This is a genomic window from Aquirufa sp. ROCK-SH2 (genome assembly GCF_054558315.1).
Window position 1 is genome coordinate 47,793 of record NZ_JBPXKB010000001.1, and the last position, 22,593, is coordinate 70,385.

At 37.1% G+C, this 22,593-nt stretch carries 17 protein-coding genes; 10 read left to right on the forward strand and 7 right to left on the reverse strand.

The window, feature by feature from the left end:
* A complete protein-coding gene (locus V7S79_RS00220) occupies nucleotides 1–1,158 on the forward strand; it encodes a cysteine desulfurase family protein (RefSeq protein WP_459488336.1) in 1,158 nt (385 codons plus the stop codon).
* A 94-nt stretch (nucleotides 1,159–1,252) separates the two neighbouring features.
* Here the strand turns inward: V7S79_RS00220 and proS are convergent, their stop codons facing one another.
* A complete protein-coding gene (proS, locus tag V7S79_RS00225) occupies nucleotides 1,253–2,725 on the reverse strand; it encodes a proline--tRNA ligase (RefSeq protein ID WP_459488338.1) in 1,473 nt (490 codons plus the stop codon).
* 134 nt (nucleotides 2,726–2,859) lie between these two features.
* Here proS and V7S79_RS00230 point away from each other — a divergent pair, with 134 nt between their 5' ends.
* Entirely contained in the window at nucleotides 2,860–3,939 is a 1,080-nt protein-coding gene (locus V7S79_RS00230) for a hypothetical protein (RefSeq protein WP_459488339.1), read from the forward strand.
* Complete coding sequence (locus tag V7S79_RS00235; RefSeq protein ID WP_459488340.1) at nucleotides 3,866–5,506, forward strand: OmpP1/FadL family transporter; 1,641 nt, start codon at nucleotides 3,866–3,868, stop codon at nucleotides 5,504–5,506. The genes V7S79_RS00230 and V7S79_RS00235 overlap by 74 nt, the downstream gene beginning before the upstream one ends.
* A 147-nt stretch (nucleotides 5,507–5,653) precedes the next feature.
* Here V7S79_RS00235 and V7S79_RS00240 read toward each other — a convergent pair whose 3' ends face one another.
* The 3 genes from V7S79_RS00240 to V7S79_RS00250 are packed head-to-tail and all read right to left on the reverse strand — an operon-like array spanning nucleotide 5,654 to nucleotide 7,864.
* Complete coding sequence (locus V7S79_RS00240) at nucleotides 5,654–6,166, reverse strand: shikimate kinase (protein WP_459488343.1); 513 nt, start codon at nucleotides 6,164–6,166, stop codon at nucleotides 5,654–5,656.
* A complete protein-coding gene (locus V7S79_RS00245; RefSeq protein WP_459488345.1) occupies nucleotides 6,163–7,275 on the reverse strand; it encodes a BT_3928 family protein in 1,113 nt (370 codons plus the stop codon). The genes V7S79_RS00240 and V7S79_RS00245 overlap by 4 nt, the downstream gene beginning before the upstream one ends.
* A 10-nt stretch (nucleotides 7,276–7,285) precedes the next feature.
* The gene (locus V7S79_RS00250; protein WP_459488348.1) at nucleotides 7,286–7,864 is read right to left on the reverse strand and encodes a DUF1599 domain-containing protein; all 579 of its coding nucleotides are present in this window, start codon (nucleotides 7,862–7,864) and stop codon (nucleotides 7,286–7,288) included.
* A gap of 84 nt (nucleotides 7,865–7,948) precedes the next feature.
* Between V7S79_RS00250 and folP the strand changes: the two genes are divergently transcribed.
* Together folP and V7S79_RS00260 are read left to right on the forward strand one after the other, a co-directional pair.
* Nucleotides 7,949–8,815 carry a dihydropteroate synthase gene (folP, locus tag V7S79_RS00255; protein ID WP_459488350.1) on the forward strand — a complete coding sequence of 289 codons (867 nt, stop codon included), beginning with the start codon at nucleotides 7,949–7,951 and terminating at the stop codon, nucleotides 8,813–8,815.
* The gene (locus V7S79_RS00260; protein ID WP_459488352.1) at nucleotides 8,796–9,614 is read left to right on the forward strand and encodes an aminotransferase class IV; all 819 of its coding nucleotides are present in this window, start codon (nucleotides 8,796–8,798) and stop codon (nucleotides 9,612–9,614) included. Before folP ends, V7S79_RS00260 begins: the two co-directional genes overlap by 20 nt.
* 186 nt (nucleotides 9,615–9,800) lie before the next feature.
* On the opposite strand, the gene V7S79_RS00265 is transcribed toward V7S79_RS00260, so the two are convergent.
* Nucleotides 9,801–10,478 carry a DUF975 family protein gene (locus tag V7S79_RS00265; RefSeq protein ID WP_459488354.1) on the reverse strand — a complete coding sequence of 226 codons (678 nt, stop codon included), beginning with the start codon at nucleotides 10,476–10,478 and terminating at the stop codon, nucleotides 9,801–9,803.
* Nucleotides 10,479–10,614: 136 nt separating this feature from the next.
* On the reverse strand, nucleotides 10,615–13,977 hold the full coding sequence (secA, locus tag V7S79_RS00270; RefSeq protein ID WP_459488355.1) for a preprotein translocase subunit SecA: 3,363 nt from the start codon (nucleotides 13,975–13,977) through the stop codon (nucleotides 10,615–10,617).
* A 232-nt stretch (nucleotides 13,978–14,209) separates the two neighbouring features.
* On the opposite strand from secA, the gene V7S79_RS00275 reads away from it, so the two are divergent.
* Nucleotides 14,210–14,680 (forward strand): hypothetical protein, encoded by a 471-nt coding sequence (locus V7S79_RS00275; protein WP_459488357.1) that lies wholly within the window; start codon nucleotides 14,210–14,212, stop codon nucleotides 14,678–14,680.
* Here V7S79_RS00275 and V7S79_RS00280 read toward each other — a convergent pair.
* Nucleotides 14,677–15,513 (reverse strand): sugar phosphate isomerase/epimerase family protein, encoded by an 837-nt coding sequence (locus tag V7S79_RS00280; protein ID WP_459488358.1) that lies wholly within the window; start codon nucleotides 15,511–15,513, stop codon nucleotides 14,677–14,679. The two genes, V7S79_RS00275 and V7S79_RS00280, sit on opposite strands and share 4 nt — an antisense overlap.
* 101 nt (nucleotides 15,514–15,614) lie before the next feature.
* Here V7S79_RS00280 and V7S79_RS00285 point away from each other — a divergent pair, with 101 nt between their 5' ends.
* Genes V7S79_RS00285 through V7S79_RS00300 form a run of 4 tightly spaced genes read left to right on the forward strand, consistent with a single transcriptional unit; the run spans nucleotide 15,615 to nucleotide 22,548 of the window.
* Nucleotides 15,615–16,871 carry a Gfo/Idh/MocA family oxidoreductase gene (locus V7S79_RS00285; protein WP_459488359.1) on the forward strand — a complete coding sequence of 419 codons (1,257 nt, stop codon included), beginning with the start codon at nucleotides 15,615–15,617 and terminating at the stop codon, nucleotides 16,869–16,871.
* A 4-nt stretch (nucleotides 16,872–16,875) separates the two neighbouring features.
* Entirely contained in the window at nucleotides 16,876–19,944 is a 3,069-nt protein-coding gene (locus V7S79_RS00290) for a family 16 glycoside hydrolase (RefSeq protein ID WP_459488360.1), read from the forward strand.
* 20 nt (nucleotides 19,945–19,964) lie between these two features.
* Nucleotides 19,965–20,444 carry a (2Fe-2S)-binding protein gene (locus V7S79_RS00295; RefSeq protein WP_459488362.1) on the forward strand — a complete coding sequence of 160 codons (480 nt, stop codon included), beginning with the start codon at nucleotides 19,965–19,967 and terminating at the stop codon, nucleotides 20,442–20,444.
* A gap of 1 nt (nucleotide 20,445) precedes the next feature.
* Nucleotides 20,446–22,548 (forward strand): xanthine dehydrogenase family protein molybdopterin-binding subunit, encoded by a 2,103-nt coding sequence (locus V7S79_RS00300; protein ID WP_459488364.1) that lies wholly within the window; start codon nucleotides 20,446–20,448, stop codon nucleotides 22,546–22,548.
* Nucleotides 22,549–22,593: the final 45 nt, after the last annotated feature.

Genomic DNA, 22,593 nt, shown 5'->3' on the forward strand with positions numbered 1-22,593 from the left:
ATGCCTAGTTCATCAACGACCAACAAACAACCAATTTATCTCGATAATGCGGCCACAACCCCTATTGATACCCAAGTTTGGGAGGAAATGAAACCGTATTTTGAAGATTTTACAGCTAATCCTTCTTCGATTCATTCACATGGTAGAAAGGCAAAAGTAGCAGTTGAAAAAGCCAGAAAAACCATAGCTGGAATCCTAAATGCTTCTCCTTCTGAAATATTTTTTACTTCGGGTGGAACTGAGGCGGATAATACAGTTATTCAATCTGCGGTGTTGTATGGGGGTAGAAAAACAATCATTACTTCACCTTTAGAGCATCATGCGGTTCTACATACAGCAGAGGCTTGGGCCAAATTAGGATTGGTAGAGCTGAAGTTGGTAAAAGTGAATGAGATGGGCGATATTGATTTGACTCATTTAGAAGATTTATTGAAAGAAAGTCCCGATGCTTTGGTGAGTTTAATGCATGGGAATAATGAAATAGGTAATCTATTGGATTTGCATCTGGTAGGTCAATTGTGCCAACAATATGGTGCTTTATTTCATTCAGATACTGTACAAACCATGGGGCATTATGTGCATGATGTACAAACTTTGCCAGTTGATTTTTTGGTCGGAGCTGCGCATAAGTTTCATGGACCCAAAGGAATTGGATTTTTATATGCCAAAGCAGGGGTGAAATTTAGTCCTTTGTTACATGGTGGAGCTCAAGAGAGAAATCAAAGAGGAGGAACGGAAAATGTATATGGAATGATTGGTATTGCCAAGGCCTTGAGTATCGCTTATTCAGAAATGGCTGATCATCAGGCATATATAAAAGGATTGAAGTCGTATTTCATAGAAAAATTACAAGAAAATTTTCCAAGAATTGAATTCAATGGTCGCTCAGGGGAAATTGAAAATAGTTTGTATACGGTTTTGAATGTACGTTTCCCGAACATCGCAGATGGAGATATGTTGTTGTTTCAATTGGATATAGCCAAAATCTCCGTTTCCGGCGGAAGTGCATGTTCTAGCGGAACCTCCATCGGCTCACACGTATTATCAAGTTTAAATCCAGAGGCAACCGGCGCTGCCGTTCGATTCTCTTTTTCTAAATACAATACCAAAGAAGAAATTGATCGAGTGATAGAGGAGTTATTAGTTATTAGTGTTTAGTTGTTAGTTATTAGGTATTAGTGTTTAGTTATTTGAATTATGTTGAATTTTCAACTAATAACTAAACACTAATACCTAATACTTAATAACTATATCAATACGCTCTTGCAAACACAACTCGTTTGCTAGAAGGATTACCAGTTAAGATACATTTTCCAGCTTCTTCTTTCGCGTCTAAAGGAATGCATCGGATGGTTGCTTTGGTTAATTCTTTGATTTTTTCTTCAGTCTCAGAACTTCCATCCCAGTGTGCAGAAAGGAATCCACCGTTTTCGATTTTTTCTTGGAATTCTTCCCAAGTATTTACTTCATAGGTATTTTCTTTTCTGAATTGTAAGGCTTTTTGATAGATTTTTGATTGAATATCCTCTAAAGTATCTATGACAATTTGATCAATACCTTCAAAAGGTAAACTTGTTTTTTCTCTAGTATCTCTTCTCGCCATTTCAATGGTTCCATTTTCAATATCGCGATTACCGATAGCTAAACGAATAGGGACACCTTTTAATTCATATTCAGCAAATTTGAAGCCAGGACTTTGGTTATCAGCAGTATCAAATTTGACAGATACGCCATACTTTTTCAAGGTTTTTACCAAAGGATCTACTTTAGTTTTGATGTTATTCAATTGTTCTTCGCCTTTGTAGATAGGAACAATGACCACTTGAATAGGTGCTAATTTGGGAGGTAAAACCAATCCCTGATCATCTGAATGTGCCATGATTAAAGCACCCATTAAGCGAGTGGATACACCCCATGAAGTACCCCAAACAAATTCTTGTTGGTTTTCTTTGTTCAAAAATTTCACATCAAATGCTTTGGCAAAATTTTGACCTAAAAAGTGTGAGGTACCCGCTTGTAATGCTTTACCATCTTGCATCATGGCTTCGATACAATATGTATCTTCCGCTCCAGCGAAGCGCTCATTGGCTGTTTTTTTGCCTTTTAATACAGGCATTGCCATGAATTCCTCCGCAAAAGTGGCATATACTTCTAGCATTTGTTCTGTTTCAGCCACTGCTTCTTCTTTCGTTGCATGGGCTGTGTGGCCTTCTTGCCACAAAAATTCTGCTGTACGTAGAAATAAACGAGTACGCATTTCCCAACGAACCACATTGGCCCATTGATTGATTAATAAAGGTAAATTTCTGTAAGATTGAATCCAGTTTTTATAAGTGGACCAAATGACCGTCTCAGAAGTTGGACGAACAATTAATTCTTCTTCTAATTTTGCTTCCGGATCCACAATCACCCCGCCACCATTTGGGTCATTTTTTAATCGATAATGAGTGACAACCGCACATTCTTTGGCAAATCCTTCTACGTGTGATGCCTCTTTGGAAAGGTAAGATTTTGGGATAAATAAAGGGAAATAGGCATTGCTATGGCCTGTTTCTTTAAACATATCATCCAAGGCTCTTTGCATCTTTTCCCAAATAGAATAACCATAAGGTTTAATGATCATGCAGCCACGTACCGCGGAACTTTCTGCAAGGTCTGCACGTTTTACTAATTCATTGTACCATTCTGAATAATTTTCTGCTCGGGTTGGTAGGGATTTACTCATAAATATTTTGGGTATATCGTAATTTTATAGACTTTATTTCGTTTTATTTGTAGTGTTTTTTATAAAAACTGTCCTAAGGAATGCAAAGATACATGATTCAGCTTAGTAATTATTCATTTAAACCCTTAATCACTATGAAAAGTACATTTAAACTTACCCTGACCTTGTTTGTTTTATTTGTTTTGGAGGGTTGTATTACCATTCAAGTAACTCCTGATTCATCTGCAGCTAAAACTGTTTCGGATGATTTATATGATGCACCTGTTAGAAGTTCATCCGTTAATCGTAAACCGAAAAAAGAAGAATATGTCGACTTAGATGATGAGTCAACAATCATAGAAGAAGAAGAGGGTTTGGCACAACAATCTACTTTTTTGAATTCTAGAAGTGTTTATCAAAACAATTATAGTCAAGGATTTAATGATGGATTTTCAAAAGGGGTATTCACTGCTTCTCCTTGGAACAATTGGTATTCAAATCCCTATGTATCTTTTGGATTGACTTTCGGCAATCGATGGACTTCTCCATTGAATGCTTATTATGATCCTTATTACAGCAGTTTTTACAGTCCTTACTCCAATTTTGGATATATGGGAGGATTTAATTCTTATGGTTTAGCTTATAGTTCTTTTTATGACCCATTCTTAGTAAATCGAATGGTGTATTCTTCTTATTTTGGTTATGGATTTGGTGGATTTGGTTTTGGGAATATGTATAATCCATACAATTATTATAGTGCCTTTGGTGCTGGATATTATAGCAATTACAATGCTTATAATTATGGCTATAACCAAGGATACAACAATGGATCGTATAATTCACAAGTGGAACCTGTTCAAAGAAGAAATGTAGGTCCAAGAGAAGATCGCGGTTCTAATCGTTATAATGAAAATAATTATAATAGTAGCCCTCGTCAGTCGAGTAATCAATACAATTCTCAAGGGACAAATCAATCTAGATCAACGAGCAATTATAACAGCTCAACGGTGAATAATCAACCTAGAAATTCATCCAATTCCAATGAATCTTACTCTGCTCCAGCTAGAAGAAATTCCAATGTAGAATACACCAGACCAGTTGATAATTCTAGATCGAATCAACAACAGTCGAATTTCAATTATACACCATCCACTCAATCTTATGGTGGGGGAAGTAGTAGCGGAGGCAGTGTTGGGGGAAGTAGCGGGGGAGGATCATCAAGAGGACCACGATAAATCAATATATAACATGAAAAAAATCTTTATTATCCCATTTATATTAATGGGTTTTGTTCAAATGGGATTTGGACAAATCTATTCATACCCCAATTTGGTAAAAAACTTTTCTAGCACCTATGCTACCGGTACGGCAAGAATGCAGGCTTTGGGAGGTTCGCACAGTGTTTTAGGTGCAGATTTAAGTTCTATTGCTGGTAATCCAGCAGGTTTAGGTTTTTATACGCGTTCTGAGTTGGGAATAAGTTTAGGCTTACAAATGGCCAAGACATCTAGTTCTTATTTGGGACAAAACAGCTCCGCTGATGAATCACAATTTCACATTCCCACATTTGGCTTGGTCATTGCCAGTGAGCAATTCGAGGACCGGGATTGGAATGGGTCATTTGGATTAGGCTATTCTCGACAAGTTTTGTTTAATCAGCCAATGTCTATTGTAGGAACGAATAATAGAAGTTCTATTCTTGATAGTTTTATTGAAAGTGCTAATGCAAAAAATGCTACTGGTGCTAGTTTAGATGCCGAATATGATTCCTATTCGAATACAGCGGACAGTCCTGAGGCAGTTGCTTATCAGGCATATTTAATCAATCCCAGCTCAACTGGAGGGAAACCCTTTAATCGTTTTGAACCTAATTTGCCAACTAAACAAATGGGCATTGCTTCGAATGAAGGTGCTTTTACGCAGTGGGATTTTAGTTATGGTGCCAATTACCTGAATAAATTTTATATTGGTGGGGGCTTACATTTTGGTAAAATTGTTTCCACCTCTACTACCAATTGGTTGGAAGAATTTGTAGGCGCGAAATATGTCAATGGATTGAATTATCAAGAGAAACTGACCACATCTGGTTCTGGATTATCTGCTTCCATTGGTGCTATTTATAAAGTTAGTTCTTCGCTAAGAGTCGCTTTATCGTTTCAGTCACCAATGTATTTTGATATCATGAATGAAAAGTTGGAAGGTAAATTAAGTCCAGATGTGAAAGGCATTCCTTCCTATGATCAATACAATGCTCCCATTTTAATTACCAATGTAAAACCTGTTCTTTTAACGACAAATGAGTTTTCTTATCACATGAAAACACCTCTGAAACTTTCAGGTGGCGTAGCCTATTTCATCGGTAAAAAAGGATTTTTGAGTGCTGATTTTGAATTTGTAAATTATACAGGAATGGGTGTGAGTACTTCTGAATTGACTTTAGCTCAAAATCAAAATTTCAAGGATAAAAACACCAATTTGATTAATAAGTATTTCCAGTCGGCAGTGAATATTAAATTAGCAGCTGAATTTAGAGTACTTCCTCAATTGAGTGTTCGAGGTGGAGTTGCTCAATTTGGTAATGCCTATTCAAGTACCTATGATCCGATTGACAGAACCTTCACTCAATTCTCTGGTGGTATCGGTTATAAATCCGCTGAATTTTACATTGATCTAGCAGGAATTTACAGATCCGGCAATGATGCTTATACACCATATACTTTATCCAACGCTGCCGACTATGGTTCTGCTACTTTGAAATTCAGTAATATGCAATTGATGGTTTCTACGGGGATATATTTTTAGGAGAAAGGTAAGAGGTAAGAGTTAATAGGTAAGAGGTAAAAGAGAAAAGAGAAAAGAGAAAAGAGAAAAGAGAAAAATACCTCTTACCTATTACCTCTTACCTCTTACCTCTTACCTCTTACCTCTTACCTCTTACCTCTTACCTCATCAATACGCTTCCAACAACCAAAGCAATTGATTAACACTTATTTCTCCATCTACTTGAATGTCTGCTTGTTTGTAGAAGGGTAGACGTTCTTCATAGGTTTTTTTGATGGAGGCAATGACCACTTCTTCACTTTGAGATTTATCTAAAAGGGGGCGATTATTTCCTTGAACTTTATACAATCTTTTGGCTAAATCATCCAATTCAACATTCAAGAAAATGCTGATCCCATGCTGTTTGATGTAGTCCATGTTTTCATGAAAACATGGGACACCACCACCTGTTGCAATGACCATAGATTGATCTGGATGGAAGCCGCGTAATGTCTTGCGTTCTAATTCTCTAAAATGAGCTTCTCCTTGATTTGAAAATATTTCTGAAATAGTTTTTTGTTCTCTTGTTTCAATCAATTTATCCATATCAGTAAAAGTATAGCCGGGTAAATTTTTAGCTAACTCTTTTCCTAAAGTACTTTTACCAGAGGATGGCATTCCTATTAAATAAATATTTTTCATTCTTGCACTGTTGTTAAACTTTGTTGAATTTCATTCGCATCAGGTAGCTTGTAGGCAGACCATTTTCCTTTTACTGTTCCATTACTGATCAACCATAGTCCTGGATTAGAGCGAATCATTGTTTTTAATACCTTGGTGTCTGCCGATAAGGCTGGAAAACTCAATTGGTATTCATGTCTTAATTCATTGATTTCTTCTGTAGGAGCGGCACTGACTAACCAAGTGCTAATTCCTTTGTTTTCTAATGCTTTTGCTAAGATTCCGATTTCTTTCAAAGCATCTACTTTGGCATGATGCACATTCGGCATGATGACCATTAGCTTGTTGCCTTTGAAACTCTCTTTGGTATAATCTGTCGTGTCGTTATCTGCCCAAATTTTATAATCAGTAATCAATGGCCTTGCTTCTTTTTCATTAATTGCCTCCATTGATACAAATTTGGCTGTAGTGTCTGTTGGCATGGCATCAAGTTCCACCTCCTTACCATCCACGATGTAGTGATATTTGAATTTTAGTTCCTCTCTCGATTTCATGTTATTGGGAATGTTTTCCCCAATAGCATAAGCTAAACCATCGTTTATTGGTAAAAAGAAATAACTATAAATACCTAAGCCTACACTTAAAATAGTGCTCAAAATCACCCATTTAAATGCTCCGTTATTTGATTTTTGTTGAATTCCAAAACTGGTTAAAAATGTAAGAAATATCAAAACGATGTCTTTCCCAAATGAAGTCCATGGAGTAAGTTTGATGGTTTCTCCAAAACAACCACAATCCGTTACTTTGTTGTAATAGGCAGAATAAAAGGTTAGAAAACTGAAAAATATCAATAAAGCTAATATGCTCCAAAGAATTTGTTTGCTTTTGTAGTTCAGCCAGAGCGCAATGACTAAGATGATTTCCAAACTGCTCAGAATGATAGAAAGCGGTAGGGCAAATGGAATCCAAAATTTCCAAAATCCAGCCATCATTGGAAAATCCATTGAAAATACATCAAAGTATTCTTCCAATTTCAACTGCGTACCAATGGGGTCATTCAGTTTGATTAATCCTGAAAAAAGGAAAATACTGATAAGTACGAATTTCGCGATTTGGCTAATAGATTTCATTCGGCTCGATTTATTGTTGTGCGGATTGCATCTGTTCTTCTTTCAATTTAATCAAGCAAAATACTGCGTAATTTAACATGTCTTGGTAATTCGCTTCAACACCTTCAGAAACCAAAGTGACACCTTGATTGTCTTCGATTTGTTTCGTTCTAAAAATTTTCATCAAAATCAAATCCGTCATGCTTGCAATGCGCATATCACGCCACGCCTCTCCATAATCATGGTTTTTATTTCGGAGTAATTCCAATGTAATGTCTACCTGTTGGTCGTAGAATGCACTGATTTCCTCATGGCTAAATTCCATTTGATCCGAGTGCTCAAGTGATTTTTGGATCAAAGCTATGATGCAATAATTGATGATTCCAATGAACTCTCCCTCAATGCCATCCTGTATTTTCTGATGACCTTTTTCTTGAATCGATCGGATGCGTTGTGCCTTGATGAAAATCTGGTCTGTAAGGCTTGGTAATCGTAAAATTCTCCAGGAAGTACCGTAATCTTTGTTTTTTTTATCAAACAAGGCTTTGCAGTATGAAATTACTTGTCGATATTCGATTTCGGTTTGGGAAGGCTGTAAGTCCCTATTCATAAAAACTGGATTAAATTACAAAGCTTATATTTTTTCAGACTACAAAAATATTCAAATTATCCTAAAATTCTAAATTCATTTGAGTTGGATTCACTTTTTCCTACATTTTTTGCCATTCGAACTAAACTAGGCTTACTCAATTTGGAAATTCCTGCAATTATGGGGATTTTAAACGCCACTCCCGATTCTTTTTTTACACATAGTCGGGTGGATTCAGTAGAATTTGCTTTGAATCAAGCAGCGGAAATGATTCAAGAAGGAGTTAGCATCTTAGATATTGGTGGGCATTCTACTCGCCCAGATGCAGCCCCTGTTTCAGAGCAAGAAGAAATCGATCGGGTAGTTCCGATCATCGAGGCATTGTCTCTCAATTTTCCGGAAATTATATTATCCATTGATACCTATCGTTTGAATGTCGCGAAAGCATCGTTTCAAGCTGGGGCACATATTTTTAATGACATAGGTTCAGGAAATATGGATGATGGGATTTTCGATTGGATTTGTGAAAATCAAGTTCCTTACATTTTGACACATAGTGTAGGGCAGTTTGAGGAGGTGCATCAAATTCCCGATTATTCCCATTTTATGGAGGATGTGATAGCTGATTTACTGAAAAAAGTTCAATGGTTAAGAGGGAAAGGTTTGAAGGATTTAATCATTGATCCAGGATTTGGTTTTTCTAAAACCTTGGAACAAAATTATGAGATGTTGGCACAATTAGGGCAATTTAAGTTATTGGGTGCTCCAATATTGGTGGGAGTTTCAAGGAAATCCATGATAACGAAATTATTTAGAATTAGTGCCAATGATTCTTTGAATGCGACAAGCGCTTTACACATGGCTGCATTGTTAAAAGGAGGTAATATTTTGCGTGTGCATGATGTTAAGGAAGCAAAAGAAGTAGTTGATTTATTTCAAAAATTAAGAGAAAATGGTTTATCCAATTTATAAAAACAATGCTTGGTTGAAATCAGAGGAGGCATTTGTTAGCTTGCAAGATGTTGGCTTTTTGAGAGGTTTTGGTATTTTTGATTTCTTTCGAATCATGTCGGGAAAGCCTGTTTTTCTTTCTGATCATTTGGACCGATTTTTATCTTCATCAGATAAAATGGGAATTCAACATGAGTATTCCAAAGAGCAACTGGGGCAATTAATTGCTGAATTGGCTGGCATGTCGAAAGATGAATGTTTGGGGGTTAAAATGATTTTAACTGCTGGAGATAGTATGAATGGTTTTGAGCCGATAGGACAATCTAATTTATATATTTTACCCCAAGTTTTTACTTTCGCAGATCCTGAAAAAGGAATGAAATTAATGAGTTTTGAGTTTCAAAGAGAAATGGCTGATATCAAATCATTGAATTATGCCTTTGCCTTGCGAAATTGGAATCAAGTAAAAGCCAGTGGTTTTGACGATGTGATTTATCATACGCCCGAAAACGGAGTTTCTGAATCTTCTCGGAGTAATTTGTTCTTTGTGAAGGAGAGTGTTTTTCATACTCCTCAATCGAATATTTTGGAAGGGATTACAAGAAAGTATGTGATGGATTTGATCCAACAAAAATACACCTTGAAATTAGGGAATTTTAGTTTGGAGGAATTTAAACAAGCAGATGAGGTTTTTACAACTGGTAGCACCAAACGCATCGTACCAATTACCCAAATTGACAATCAGGTAATTAATTCAGGAAAAAGAGGGCCTTATACGGAGGAGTTGTTTGGGAGGTTTGAAGAATTAGGTAAGAGGTAATAGGTAAAAGGTTATAAGTTAGAAAGAGGTATGAGGAATTGAGGATAGGTCTTAATGATTCTTAATTTCTTAATGTTTAAAAATAAAAGAGAAATATAAAAATTGTGGCTTCGAGAGCCTCAGTCACCGCGATTAAAGCAACAGCCCCGCCATCGGTCTCTTACCTCTTACCTTTTACCTATTACCTCATACCTCCTCGTCTTCCAATAAACTATCATAAAACTGAGCAGTGCATATATTTGTGTAGGGGATTAACCACAAAAAGCCGATTCCCAATGTGAAAATGCATAAAATCCCAAGGATAAAAAACCTTAGCCAAAGTTTAAATAATTGCCATTTGTGCCCTTTCATCATTTGTTTACTTTGACTGATAGCATCCAAGGAACTGATAGTTGGATTATCCACCAAAATATAATACGTCATGGAGTAGGATAGCGCAGCGATGATGCCTGGAATAATGAATAGGAGCGTCCAAGCCAAGGTGAAAATAAAAATGATAATATTGGTGGCCAGAAATACAAAAAAGCGATTTAAATCCCGAAATCCATCGAAAATTAATTCGATTTCTGCTTTATATCCACGGACTAAATAGATACTGAAAATAGCAGCACCGAATGAGAATGCTCCTGCCAAGAAGATCGAAAAAATCAATCCGGAATCTATATTGACTACTTGATTTGTTGTTGAATGAGAATCGGTAAAAGGTATATTGTAGGGTAAATTAATTGGGTAGCTGTAAAAATGTCGAGTCATGAAATTAACCGACGAAGAAATAATGAAAATGATTAAAAAGGCTAAAATAGCGAGCAGCCAATTTCCTGAAAGCTTTTTTCTTGCTGCAGCGGTTATTTCTGAATTAGTCATAAGGTATAGGTTAAGATTATTGTCAGAAATATAGACGAATTTTCTGAAATTTCTTATTTCTATTAAGAATAAAAACGTGGTGTCTTTGTGTTAAAATGAATGGTTTAACACAAAGGCACCACGTTTTCTCTTTTCTCTACGCGATCACCACCGCATTGCCACTTTCTACGTCTTGTTCTACTACCTTGTATTTGACGTTTTCTTTGATCGATCCGTCTTTGTATTGAACAGTTACGCGTTGATTTCTATCGGCAATTTTGATGGCTTGGCGTGGTGCAACTCGTTCCGCGCTTCGCTCTTGCGTATCATAATATTCCTGCTCATCTCCTGCACCTTGATTCGCTAATCCACCCAATAAGGATGATAATGCCTCGTCTTTGCTCGTTTTTAATTTAGGAGCCTTTTCTTTTGGTGCTTTGGCAGCTTGATTGGTTTCGTGAACTTCCGGAATTTCCGCTCTCAAGACAAAACTGATTGTGTCACTATTTACTCGCGCTACAAAACGTTGGAATAAATTAACAGCTTCAAATTTGTAAATCAATAAAGGATCTTTTTGCTCAAATACCGCATTTTGAACCGATTGTTTTAAATCGTCCATTTCACGTAAATGCTCTTTCCATTCTTGGTCAATCAAGGTTAAAGTGATGAACTTCTCCATCTCAGTTACCACTTCTTTACCTTTGGAATCAATCGTTTTTTGTGCATCAACCACAATGCCTGTCATCCAATTACCATTACTGATCGGTACCTGAATACCTGAAAAACCTTGACGGATTGCCTCTTGAGCCACATTAATTACCTGTTTAGCAATTAATTCATTCTTGGCTTTGTAATGCGCCTCTGCAGCGGTAAATAATTTCTCTGTTTTAACATCGACAGATAATCTTGGGAATTCATCTGCACCAAATGGAGGTTCCATGCCCAATAAATCAATGACTTTTAATTCCAATTCTTCGTAATTGCTGAAATTGGTAGATAAATCTTGACAAACATCAAATAAAGTGTTAACAATATCCAACGATAATCTTTCTCCAAATAATGCGTTTTGACGACGTTTGTAAATCGCATTACGTTGGTAGTTCATCACATCATCGTATTCCAATAATCGCTTACGAATACCAAAGTTGTTTTCTTCTACTTTTTTCTGTGCTCTTTCGATGGATGAAGTAATCATCGAGTGCTGAATCACTTCTCCTTCTTCCATACCTAATCGATCCATGACCTTCGCAATTCTGTCTGAACCAAACAAACGCATCAAGTTGTCTTCCAAGGATACGAAGAATTGAGAAGAACCCACATCTCCTTGACGACCCGCACGACCTCTTAATTGTCTATCTACACGGCGCGATTCATGTCTTTCTGTTCCTATGATGGCCAAACCACCTGCAGCTTTGGATTCAGGACTTAATTTAATGTCCGTTCCACGACCCGCCATATTGGTTGCAATGGTCACTTTGCCCGACTGACCTGCTTCTGCAACAATCTCCGCTTCTCTGGCGTGTTGCTTGGCATTCAATACATTGTGTTGTATTTTTCGAATGGTCAATAATCGACTCAATAATTCTGAATTTTCTACCGAAGTTGTACCTACCAAAACAGGTCTTCCTTCTTCGACCAAAGCCTGAATTTCCTCTGCAACTGCATTGTATTTTTCCCTCACAGTTCGGTACACTTTATCTTCGTGGTCCTTACGTTGAATGGATCTATTAGTTGGAATAGAAACGACATCTAATTTGTAAATTGTCCAAAATTCACCCGCTTCCGTTTCAGCAGTTCCCGTCATACCTCCTAATTTGTGGTACATACGGAAATAATTTTGTAGCGTGATAGTTGCGTATGTCTGACTCGCATCCTCCACATTTACGCCTTCTTTTGCCTCAATCGCTTGGTGTAATCCATCCGAATATCTTCGGCCTTCCATGATACGACCTGTTTGCTCATCAACAATTTTAACTTTGCCTTCCACCGTGATGTATTCGGTATCTTTTTCAAAGAGGGTATAGGCTTTTAATAATTGATTAACCGTATGAATACGACTCGCTTTTTCATTGTATTCGCGGATTAAATGCTCTTTTTGAGTTAATCTTTCCGCATCATTCAATGAAGCATTTTTTTCAATTTTGTTCAAATCAATAGACAAATCTGGCAAAACAAAGAAATCTGGATTTTCCGTGTTGCCACTCATGAATTCCAAACCTTTTTCTGTCAATTCTACTTGATTGTTTTTTTCTTCAATCGTGAACAACAAAGGAGCATCTGCTTGTGGCATCAATTTTTGATTTTCTGCCAAATAGATGGATTCTGTTTCGTTTAATAATTGCTTATTACCACTTTCAGATAAGAATTTGATCAAAGGTTTTGATTTAGGTAAACCTCTGAAAGCTCTGAATAAAGCTAATCCTCCTTCTTTTTTATCCCCAGAAGCAATTTGTTTTTTTGCTTCTACCAAAAAGTTTTGGACAATTTGTTTTTGAGCCTCTACTAATTTTTGAACTCTAGGATTGAAGGCTTCAAATTCTTGTTCATCTCCTCGTGGAACAGGTCCAGAAATGATTAAAGGTGTTCTAGCATCGTCAATTAAAACGGAGTCAACCTCATCCACCATCGCAAAATGATGGGGTCTTTGAACTTGATCTTCAACGCTTCTGGCCATGTTATCACGTAAGTAATCAAAGCCAAATTCATTATTAGTTCCGTAAGTAATGTCGGCTAAGTAAGCATTTCTTCTCGCTTCCGTATTGGGATCATGTTTGTCGATACAATCCACTGTCAAACCATGGAACTCAAACAAAGGCGCATTCCATTCCGAGTCACGCTTGGCTAAGTAATCATTCACGGTAACTAAGTGAACACCTCTGCCAGCCAAGGCATTTAAATAGGATGGAAGGGTAGAAACCAAGGTTTTACCTTCACCCGTGCCCATTTCAGAAATTTTACCTTGGTGCAATACAATACCACCTATTAACTGTACATCGTAATGTACCATGTCCCAAGTAATGGTATTTCCAGCTGCATTCCATTGATTCAACCAAATAGCTTGATCGCCTTCAATGACTACATTGGATTTTTTAGCAGCAATGAATTTATCCTCTGTTGTAGCTTGAACAACTAATTTTTTATTTTCTGTAAATCTTCTGGCTGTTTCTTTAACTACCGCAAAAGCTTGAGGAAGAATTTCCATCAAAACAATTTCTAATTGTTTATTGCGCTCTTCTTGTAATTTATCGATTTGCTGAAAGTACTTGTCTTTTTCATCGACATCCTCTGTCGCTTGTCCTTGCTCGTGCAATTGTTGGATTTGCGCATCAATATCTGCTAAAAAGTCTTTGATTCTACTTTTGAATTCAGTCGTTTTGTATCTTAAATCATCATCTGAAATAGACGATAATTTGGCATATTCAGTTTTAATATTTTCTACAATCGGTAAGATAGCCTTTATGTCTCTTTCCGATTTTGTTCCAAATATCTTGGTTACTGTTTTACTGATTAATGAAATCATTGGTTCAATTATTGGCCTCTACTCGGCGTTGTTTAAATACAAAACGCAATTTACCACTTTGAAATTTTATCTGTGCTATTTTCTTATAATTTATGTAAAAAAATAAATCGATAATATTATTTCGTTGTGTCTTTGTGTTTAAAATTTAACACCAAGTCACAAAGTTTTAACATACTTCGTTTTTTGAAGTTGCCCCAAAATTCCTTTCTTTTGTGTTCCAAATTTGAATGAAATGTCAGAATATCCGATTACGCCGAGAAGACCTCCTAGAAAAAAATTAAAAATGCCTTTGTTTGGTAACATGGGAGGGGGATCGAATTCAGGAAATACCACCTCGGTTTTTGGGATGAAAAATTTCACCTCCATGCTTTTTATCGTAGGTACGGTGGGACTTTTACTTCAAATGTATTTGCCAAAACTTTGGGCGGAAAAAATGTATGACACAGAAAGTGAAATCCGAGAAATGGAATTAGATGGAGCCATTCGGAAGAAATTCACCGATCCATCCAATCGAAGCGAAATCCATTATATCTTGGTTATCAAAGAAAAAACAGGCCGCAAAAAAATAGATTTGTATTTAGCCAAACCAGATTTTTTCGACCAAGTTGCGGTACCACAACGTTTGAAGAAAAAATCTGGTGAATTAGCCGTTCAGGTAACTCGTTACAGTAAACCTGATACAATCATCCAAATTCGTTTTTAGAAAAACGAACGTAAAAATTTAACTGTTTCTGGTACTTGTTGCATGGATCTTGACGATTCATCCTCGATCATATAGTGTTTGATACCATTCTTTTTGGCAATTTCCATGATGTCTTTCATGTTTAATTCGCCGGTGCCTACCGTAACATCATTTTCTACATCACTGGATCCGAATTGATTTCCCGGAGTCCCGATTCTACGATCTTTGATGTGCAATGCTTTCCAACGGTTAGGATATTTTTGTAACCATAATGCAGGATTATGTCCTGGATGAAAAACCCAATAAATATCCATTTCATAATTCACATACCTAGGATCTGTTTTTTGAATCAATTCATCCATCAAATAACCCAATTTATATGGTCTGAATTCATAGCCATGGACGTGGTACAAGAATTGGTAGCCATTTTTAGCAAATTCTTTTCCTGCTTCATTGAAAACTTGAACCGTTTTATTTACGTCAGAAATGCCAAATTCATTGCCATTATGACCAATCCAGTAAGTGATGATATAGGAAGAGCCTAAAAATTTTGCTCTATCCATGATTTCTTTTCGCTTGATGGGATCTTGTAATTCACCAAAATCAGCACCTACGGCGATCACTTTGATGCCATATTGGTCCATTAATTTTTTGTATTCTGGTAGACTCAAACCATAAGTGCCAGAAAATTCCACTTTTTTGAAACCCATCGCTGCAATTTTGGCTATGGTTCCTGGAACATCTTTGGGGATTTCATTTCTGAAACTGTATAACTGTACACCGACTTGCTCTGGACATTGGGCAATCGATAAAAAAGGAAGTGCTAATAATAGGCTTAGGAGTATTTTTTTCATAATTGATAAAATTGATTTTTCAAAAGTAAGTAAATAGCACATAGAGAAGTCTAAAATTTTATAAAAAAAATTCTAACTTGTCATCTTAAGCTTAATTACATATGGAAATTTCACGTAGAAAATTTTTAGGGGGTACCGCCCTAGGCTTGGCTGCATTTAGTATTGTGCCAAGACACGTTTTAGGTAAAGGTTATTTAGCACCTAGTGATCAATTGACCAAAGGAATTATCGGAACAGGAGGAATGGGAAGAGGGCATATTCCTTATGCAGGAACAAGAGTCGTTGCAATGTGCGACGTTGATACCAAAAATTTACAATTAGGTTTGGATCGTGTTGAAAAGGGCGTAAAAGCTTTTTCTGATTACAGAGAATTGATTCAACTACCAGAAGTCGATATTGTACATATTGCTACTCCTCCACATTGGCATGGCATTATGGCGGCAGACGCTGCAAAAGCAGGGAAAGATATTTGGTGCGAAAAACCCATGACTAGAACCATTGGAGAGGGTAAAAGAGTAACGGAAGCTGTTCAGCAACATGGTCGTATCTTTCGTTTAAATACTTGGTTTAGATTTGAAAATAATTTTTACGGAATGAATACTCCCGTAAAACCCATTAAGAAATTAGTCGATTCGGGAATGTTGGGATGGCCATTGAAAGTGACGATTAGTAAACATACAGGTTTTGATTGGAAGTTTTATTGGGTGGGTAAAACCGATTTGACACCACAACCTGTTCCTCCTGAATTAGATTATGAAAGATGGTTAGGGCCAGCGCCTTACAAGCCATATAATGTGCATCGTACGCATCAAACCTTTAGAGGTTATTGGGATTATGATGGAGGTGCTTTGGGAGATATGGGTCAACATTACATTGATCCTATTCAATATTTCTTAGGAAAGGATGATACAAGTCCTGTTTACATTGAAGTAGATGCGCCTGCACAAGATGCAGATGCAGTGGGTACTTTTAGAAGAATTACTTACACTTATGCTGATGGTTGTCAAATTGTATTGGATGGTGAAGCAAAAGATGAAAAAGTAGCATATATCGAAGGTCCTAAAGGAAAATTGTTCCGTAATTTCAAATGTGATATTCCAGATTTTGAAAGAAAATTAGCAGAATTTCCAGATCCAGTAGATCAGCAAACGGATTTTGTGGACTCAGTGAAAAATAGAAAAACATTTGCTTTAAATGATCAAAACGGACATAAATCTTGTACCGTGGTTAATCTAGGATTGATCGCGATGCGTTTAGGACGAAATTTGAAATTTGATCCACAAACTCAGCAATTCGTTGGTGATGAAGAAGCCAATCGCTTAATCGATCAACCTATGCGTGCACCTTATACTATGTAATGAAATGAAAACAATAAAAATAACATTGCTCTTAGGCGCTGGCTTACTTTTTGGCAATCCAAATAGTTTATTAGCGCAAGCTCAAAAATCGAATACCCCTGTTTATGTGAATGATGCCGAGCGAAGTTCTCGAGTTCAAGCTAATTTGAAAATCATTCAAGAATCCAATGATATTGCTCAACAACAAAGAGCGATGCAAGCTTTACAATCCATTGGTCAAGCTGAATCTGTGGATGTCATTGTTCCCTTCTTGAAAAATAGCTATTTGGCTGGGCCTGCTGCTCGGACTTTATCAAAATTGTATCCATACTCCAAAGACAAGGTGGCAAACGCTTTGTTAGGCGCTTTGGAATCGAATGAGGCAAGTACCAAAATTCATGCGATTCAAGCTTTGACGGATATTCAACTGTCTGCTGCGTCTTCTAAGATTCAAGCTTTGTACCCTCAAACTGATTCAAGGGTTAATCAAGTCATTTTAAAAGCGCTTTATAAGTTGGGACAAAATGCTTCTGCGTCCTTATTAGCACAAGAAGCAAAGAAAGTGAATTTCTCTTTTGATCCTGCGCATGCAACAGATGCTTATGTAGAATTTCTAAAAGCAGCAAAAGATACCAAGTCATTGCAAGCGATTTTGACAAATAAAGATGCAAAATTGGATGATGCGCTTACGACAAAAATTTTGTCTAGCATTGCCAATTTATCTGCCAATCCTACGGTAGAATTTTTAAAGATTTATTCGAATTCAAATCTTGAAATTGGATTATCTGCTTTGAAAAAATATCTGAAAATCGGCGGGAAAAAAGATATTTTGGCTTTAGCTCAATCGTTCAAAACATGGAATGAAGAGAAAAAAAGCAAGTTCGTTGAATTTGCTGCCTTGCAAAAAGCGACTTGGACCTTAGACTTTTTAAATAATGTGACGGGAAGTGTGGCGCTTAATTCCCAAGTAGTAAAAAGCCTTCTGATTCTTCAAAAGGAAAACGCTGTTGTGAAAGTTTGGAATATGGCAGCTCGTCAAGACTTAGATGCCATGATGGTTGGTTCTGCTTTGGTTACAGTAAATGCCAATGATTTTTTGTCCGCTCAATTGAAGAATTATGCCAATTTAAGTGCAAGTCAAAAATCCTTAGCCTTGATTTATGCCTCTGCTCGTCAATGGCCTTCAGTGAAAACAGAGGTTTGGAAAGCAGTGCAGTCGAATGATAAAACGCGTGCTGCAGCCTATTCTGTTCTTCCAAAATGGGTAGATTCCAATGATTTTGAGATTATTGCTGAAAAATTATCCATAACATCAGAACCAGAAGAATTAAAATGTTTACATGCTTGCATGGTTCAAATATTGAAAACTCCTGGTAGTTCTTCCAAAATCACTGCCTATGCCAAAAAATCCAAGCAGCCTTTGAATTGGATTCCTTATGTAAAGGAAGTGGATGCTTTGGATTGGTTATATTCTGTGGCAAAGAAAACCTCGAATGAAGATGCCATTGCGGCATTGGTAAATGTTAATGCCAAATCTTTTCAAAATCCTACTCAACAAGTTTTACGCTTTAGAAATGCCTTGGATTTGACGAAAAACCTTGAAACAAGAGAAACTATTTATAAGCTTTTGGCGAAAAATAATACCTTGAGTTCCATGCGAGTTTTATATAAAGGCTTGAAAGAGCAAGGGATGAAGCAAACAGCTGCCGAAAGTTTGTTGGCTGTTTACACTGCGAATCCAGATTTTCAAAGTGCGATGACCAAAGAATGGTTGCAAGAAGCCTTGCCTGCTATTACAAATCCTGAAAAACGCGCTGAAGCTCAAAAAGTATTAAGCTCAACATCACCCGCTCGTGGATTTTATTCCATGTTCAATGGGGTGGATTTGACAGGTTGGAAAGGTTTAGTGGCAAATCCAGTTAAACGTAGATTAATGTCGAAAGATACCTTGGCTTTGTTGCAAAAGAAAGCAGATGAAATCATGCGTACAGGTTGGTATGTGAAAAATGATGAATTGCATTTTACAGGGCATGGAGAAAATCTTTGTTCAGTGAAAGATTATCAAGATTTTGATATGTATGTCGATTGGAAAATCGAAAAAGATGGTGATGCTGGAATTTATCTAAGAGGTTCTCCACAGGTGCAAGTTTGGGATTTAGCTCGTGTGAATGTAGGTGCCAACGTAGGTTCTGGAGGTTTATACAATAATCAAATCAATCCAAGCAAACCTTTAAAAGTTGCCGATAATCCGATTGATGAGTGGAATAGTTTTCATATTATCATGCGTGGAGAGCGTGTAACGGTTTATTTAAATGGAGAAAAAGTGGTGGATAATACCATTTTAGAAAATTATTGGGATCGAAAAAATCCAATTTTCCCGATGGATGCTATTGAATTACAAGCGCATGGAAATCACATTACCTACCGTAATATTTATGTCAAAGAATTAGAGCCACAAAAAGCTTACACTGTTTCTGAAGAAGAAAAACAAGCAGGTTTTGAGCCATTGTTTGATGGCAGTAGTTTGTTCAATTGGACAGGAAATACGGTGGATTATGTGCCTGAAAATGGAGAATTAGCCATTTATCCAAGTAGAGGAGGCAAAGGAAATCTTTATACCAAAAAAGAGTATGGCGATTTCCACATGAAGTTTGATTTTCAATTAACTCCTGGAGCCAATAATGGATTAGGTATTCGTGCTCCTTTAGAAGGGGATGCTGCTTATAAAGGAATGGAATTGCAAATCTTAGATAATACAGCTCCTGTTTATGCGAATTTACAACCTTATCAATACCACGGATCCGTGTATGGAATTATTGCTGCCAAACAAGGTTTCTTAAAACCAGTCGGTGAATGGAATCAGGAAGAGGTGATTGCTGAGGGAAATCATATCAAAGTGATTTTAAATGGGGAGGTTATTTTAGATGGCGATATTGCTGAAGCGACAAAAAATGGAACTCCTGATCATAAAGAGCATCCAGGATTGTTTAACAAAACTGGACATATTGGGTTTTTAGGACATGGTTCAGAACTTCGTTTTAGAAATTTACGAATCAAAGAAATTGTACCAAATACTAAGAAAAAGCGTAAATAATAACTTTCAATCTCATTGATATGGAAAAGATAGAATTAACAGTTAATCAAAAAAAGGTAAGTTTGGAAATAGATCCTAACACTCCTTTATTGTGGGTTTTGCGCGAGCATTTAGATATGCAAGGCACAAAATTTGGGTGTGGAATTGCACAATGTGGTGCATGCACTGTTTGGTTAAATGGAGAACCTATACGTTCTTGTGTTATGCCGATTTCTTCTGTGAAAGGGGCTAAAATTACCACCATTGAAGGATTGGATGCTCAAGCAAAACATCCTGTTCAAGTAGCATGGGATGAATTAGATGTTCCGCAGTGTGGATATTGTCAAGCAGGTCAAATTATGACCGCAGCAGCTTTGTTGAAGAAAAATCCAAAACCAAGTGAACAACAAATCATAGATGGTATGTCTGGTAATATTTGTCGCTGTGGTACTTATCACCGTATCAATAAAGCGGTTAAAAGAGCCGCTGAAATAGCATTGAACACTTCAAAAAAGAAATAAGATGAAAACTTCAAGAAGAGCGTTTATTCAAAATACGGCCTTAATAACTTCGGTTTTTTCCATAGGTTTTGATTGGTTTGGGGCAAATGCTAGTCCCATGGAAGTGGCCAATGCTGTTGTAGATGCAGATCGATTTAATGCATTTTTATCCATTAATTCTGCTGGTAAAATTATCTTATATTCTCCGAATCCAGAAATTGGACAAGGGATAAAAACCGCATTTCCCATTGTTGTAGCAGAGGAATTAGATGTTGATTGGAAAGATGTGGAGGTTGCTCAAGCAAATTTGGATACTGTGAATTTTGAGCGACAATTAACTGGTGGGAGTGGTGCTTTGAAGCATTCTTGGGATCGACTTAGAAAGGCGGGTGCAACAGCAAGGCAAATGTTTGTTCAGGCGGCTGCACAGCAATGGAATGTTGATGCTAAATTATGTTCTACCAAAAGTGGATTTGTCATTGGTCCCAATAAAGGACAAAGGGCGTCTTATGCATCTTTGGTGGAGGCTGCAAAAAAATTACCAGTTCCTACGGAAGTCGCATATAAAAATAGAAAAGATTATCAATTAATTGGCAGTTTTGTCAAAGGAGTCGATAATAAGAATGTCTTAACCGGCAAGCCTATTTTTGGAATAGATTATAAAAAAGATGGGATGGTTTATGCCCAAATTGTACGACCAGCTTCTTTTGGAAGTACCTTGAAAAGTTTTAATGCAGAAAATGTATTAAAAATGCCAGGTATTATCGAAGTTGTAAGTTTTAAAAATAAAGTAGCCATTGTTGGTAAGAGTACATGGGAGATCATGCAAGCTAGAAAGCGTTTGATATGTGAATATGATTTTCCTGTCACTAAAGAAAGTAATTATACACATCAAAAATGGTTTGATGAAGGGATGAAAACAGATAAAGCGACGGTTCAGAGAAAAGATGGAGATGTGAATGCTGCTTTTGCAAAAGCTAGTAAAATCATTGAGGCAACCTATGAATGTCCATTTTTACCGCATAGTCCTATGGAGCCTATGAACTTTTTTGCTGATGTAAGAGAGAAAGAGGCTTTCTTGGCAGGTCCTACCCAAGTTCCGCAGTCGGCACAAAAAGCGGTAGCTGCATTGGTTGGATTACCAGAATCTTCGATTCAGGTAGAACTCACGAAAATGGGCGGAGGCTTTGGGCGTCGATTGAGCAATGATTATGCATTGGAAGCTGCTGAGCTTTCGAAAATGATCAAAAAACCGGTTAAAGTAATTTGGACGAGAGAGGATGATTTAACGGGTGGTACTTATCGCCCAGCTGTGCGTTATCATTTTAAAGCCGGTTTAGATGAGAAAGGTAATGTTACAGCCTATTATTTGCGTGGAGTAGGTTTGAATGCAGGTAATAATGTCCGACAAGACAATTTCCCAGTGGGTGCCATCGAAAATGTGTTGATTGAATCTGTTAATCAAAATTCAGCAATCACAACAGGGCCTTGGCGTGCTCCGATTACCAATTTCTTAGCTTATGCTGAACAAGCATTTTTGGATGAAATAGCTGAAAAATCAGGAAAAGATCCAGTACAAATGCGTTTAGATTGGTTGGAGCGGGCAAAATCTAACCCAGTAGGCAAGTTGACGTATGAACCTGATCGTTTTATTGCTGTGATTAAAGAAGTGGCAGAAAAAGCTCAATGGAAAAAGAAAGCAGGAGTGAAGCAAGGATTTAGTGTATATTTTTCCCATTTTTCATACGTCGCTCAAATTGCAGAGGCGCAAGTGAAGGATGGAAATCCACAAATTACCCATATTACAGCAGTAACAGATTGCGGGGAAGTCATAAATAAAAGTGGTGCAACAAATCAGATTTTTGGTGCGATTGTAGATGGATATGGTCATGCCATGTTTGGTAATTTAGAGTTTGTGGAGGGTGTTCCCCTTCAAAAGAATTTCAATGATTACCGACTAATCCGAGGCAATGAAGTCCCTAAAATTGATGCTTATTTCATCGATAATGGAATTAGTCCCACGGGTTTAGGCGAACCTGCTTTACCTCCAACAGGTGGTGCAGTGGCCAATGCCATGTTTGCTGCAACTGGTAAAAGGTGGTATAAACAGCCGTTTAATAATTAAGAAGAGAGAAAAGAGAAGAGAGGAAAGAGAAGAGAGAAAAATTTA

Coding starts and splice junctions, on each gene's coding strand:
- V7S79_RS00290 (WP_459488360.1), top strand. CDS start 16,876: ATGAAAACAATAAAAATAACATTGCTCTTAGGCGCTGGCTTACTTTTT.
- V7S79_RS00230 (WP_459488339.1), top strand. CDS start 2,860: ATGAAAAGTACATTTAAACTTACCCTGACCTTGTTTGTTTTATTTGTT.
- V7S79_RS00280 (WP_459488358.1), bottom strand. CDS start 15,513: ATGAAAAAAATACTCCTAAGCCTATTATTAGCACTTCCTTTTTTATCG.
- V7S79_RS00285 (WP_459488359.1), top strand. CDS start 15,615: ATGGAAATTTCACGTAGAAAATTTTTAGGGGGTACCGCCCTAGGCTTG.
- V7S79_RS00220 (WP_459488336.1), top strand. CDS start 1: ATGCCTAGTTCATCAACGACCAACAAACAACCAATTTATCTCGATAAT.
- secA (WP_459488355.1), bottom strand. CDS start 13,977: ATGATTTCATTAATCAGTAAAACAGTAACCAAGATATTTGGAACAAAA.
- V7S79_RS00300 (WP_459488364.1), top strand. CDS start 20,446: ATGAAAACTTCAAGAAGAGCGTTTATTCAAAATACGGCCTTAATAACT.
- proS (WP_459488338.1), bottom strand. CDS start 2,725: ATGAGTAAATCCCTACCAACCCGAGCAGAAAATTATTCAGAATGGTAC.
- V7S79_RS00295 (WP_459488362.1), top strand. CDS start 19,965: ATGGAAAAGATAGAATTAACAGTTAATCAAAAAAAGGTAAGTTTGGAA.
- V7S79_RS00250 (WP_459488348.1), bottom strand. CDS start 7,864: ATGAATAGGGACTTACAGCCTTCCCAAACCGAAATCGAATATCGACAA.
- V7S79_RS00265 (WP_459488354.1), bottom strand. CDS start 10,478: ATGACTAATTCAGAAATAACCGCTGCAGCAAGAAAAAAGCTTTCAGGA.
- V7S79_RS00240 (WP_459488343.1), bottom strand. CDS start 6,166: ATGAAAAATATTTATTTAATAGGAATGCCATCCTCTGGTAAAAGTACT.
- V7S79_RS00260 (WP_459488352.1), top strand. CDS start 8,796: ATGGTTTATCCAATTTATAAAAACAATGCTTGGTTGAAATCAGAGGAG.
- V7S79_RS00235 (WP_459488340.1), top strand. CDS start 3,866: ATGGTGGGGGAAGTAGTAGCGGAGGCAGTGTTGGGGGAAGTAGCGGGG.
- V7S79_RS00245 (WP_459488345.1), bottom strand. CDS start 7,275: ATGAAATCTATTAGCCAAATCGCGAAATTCGTACTTATCAGTATTTTC.
- V7S79_RS00275 (WP_459488357.1), top strand. CDS start 14,210: ATGTCAGAATATCCGATTACGCCGAGAAGACCTCCTAGAAAAAAATTA.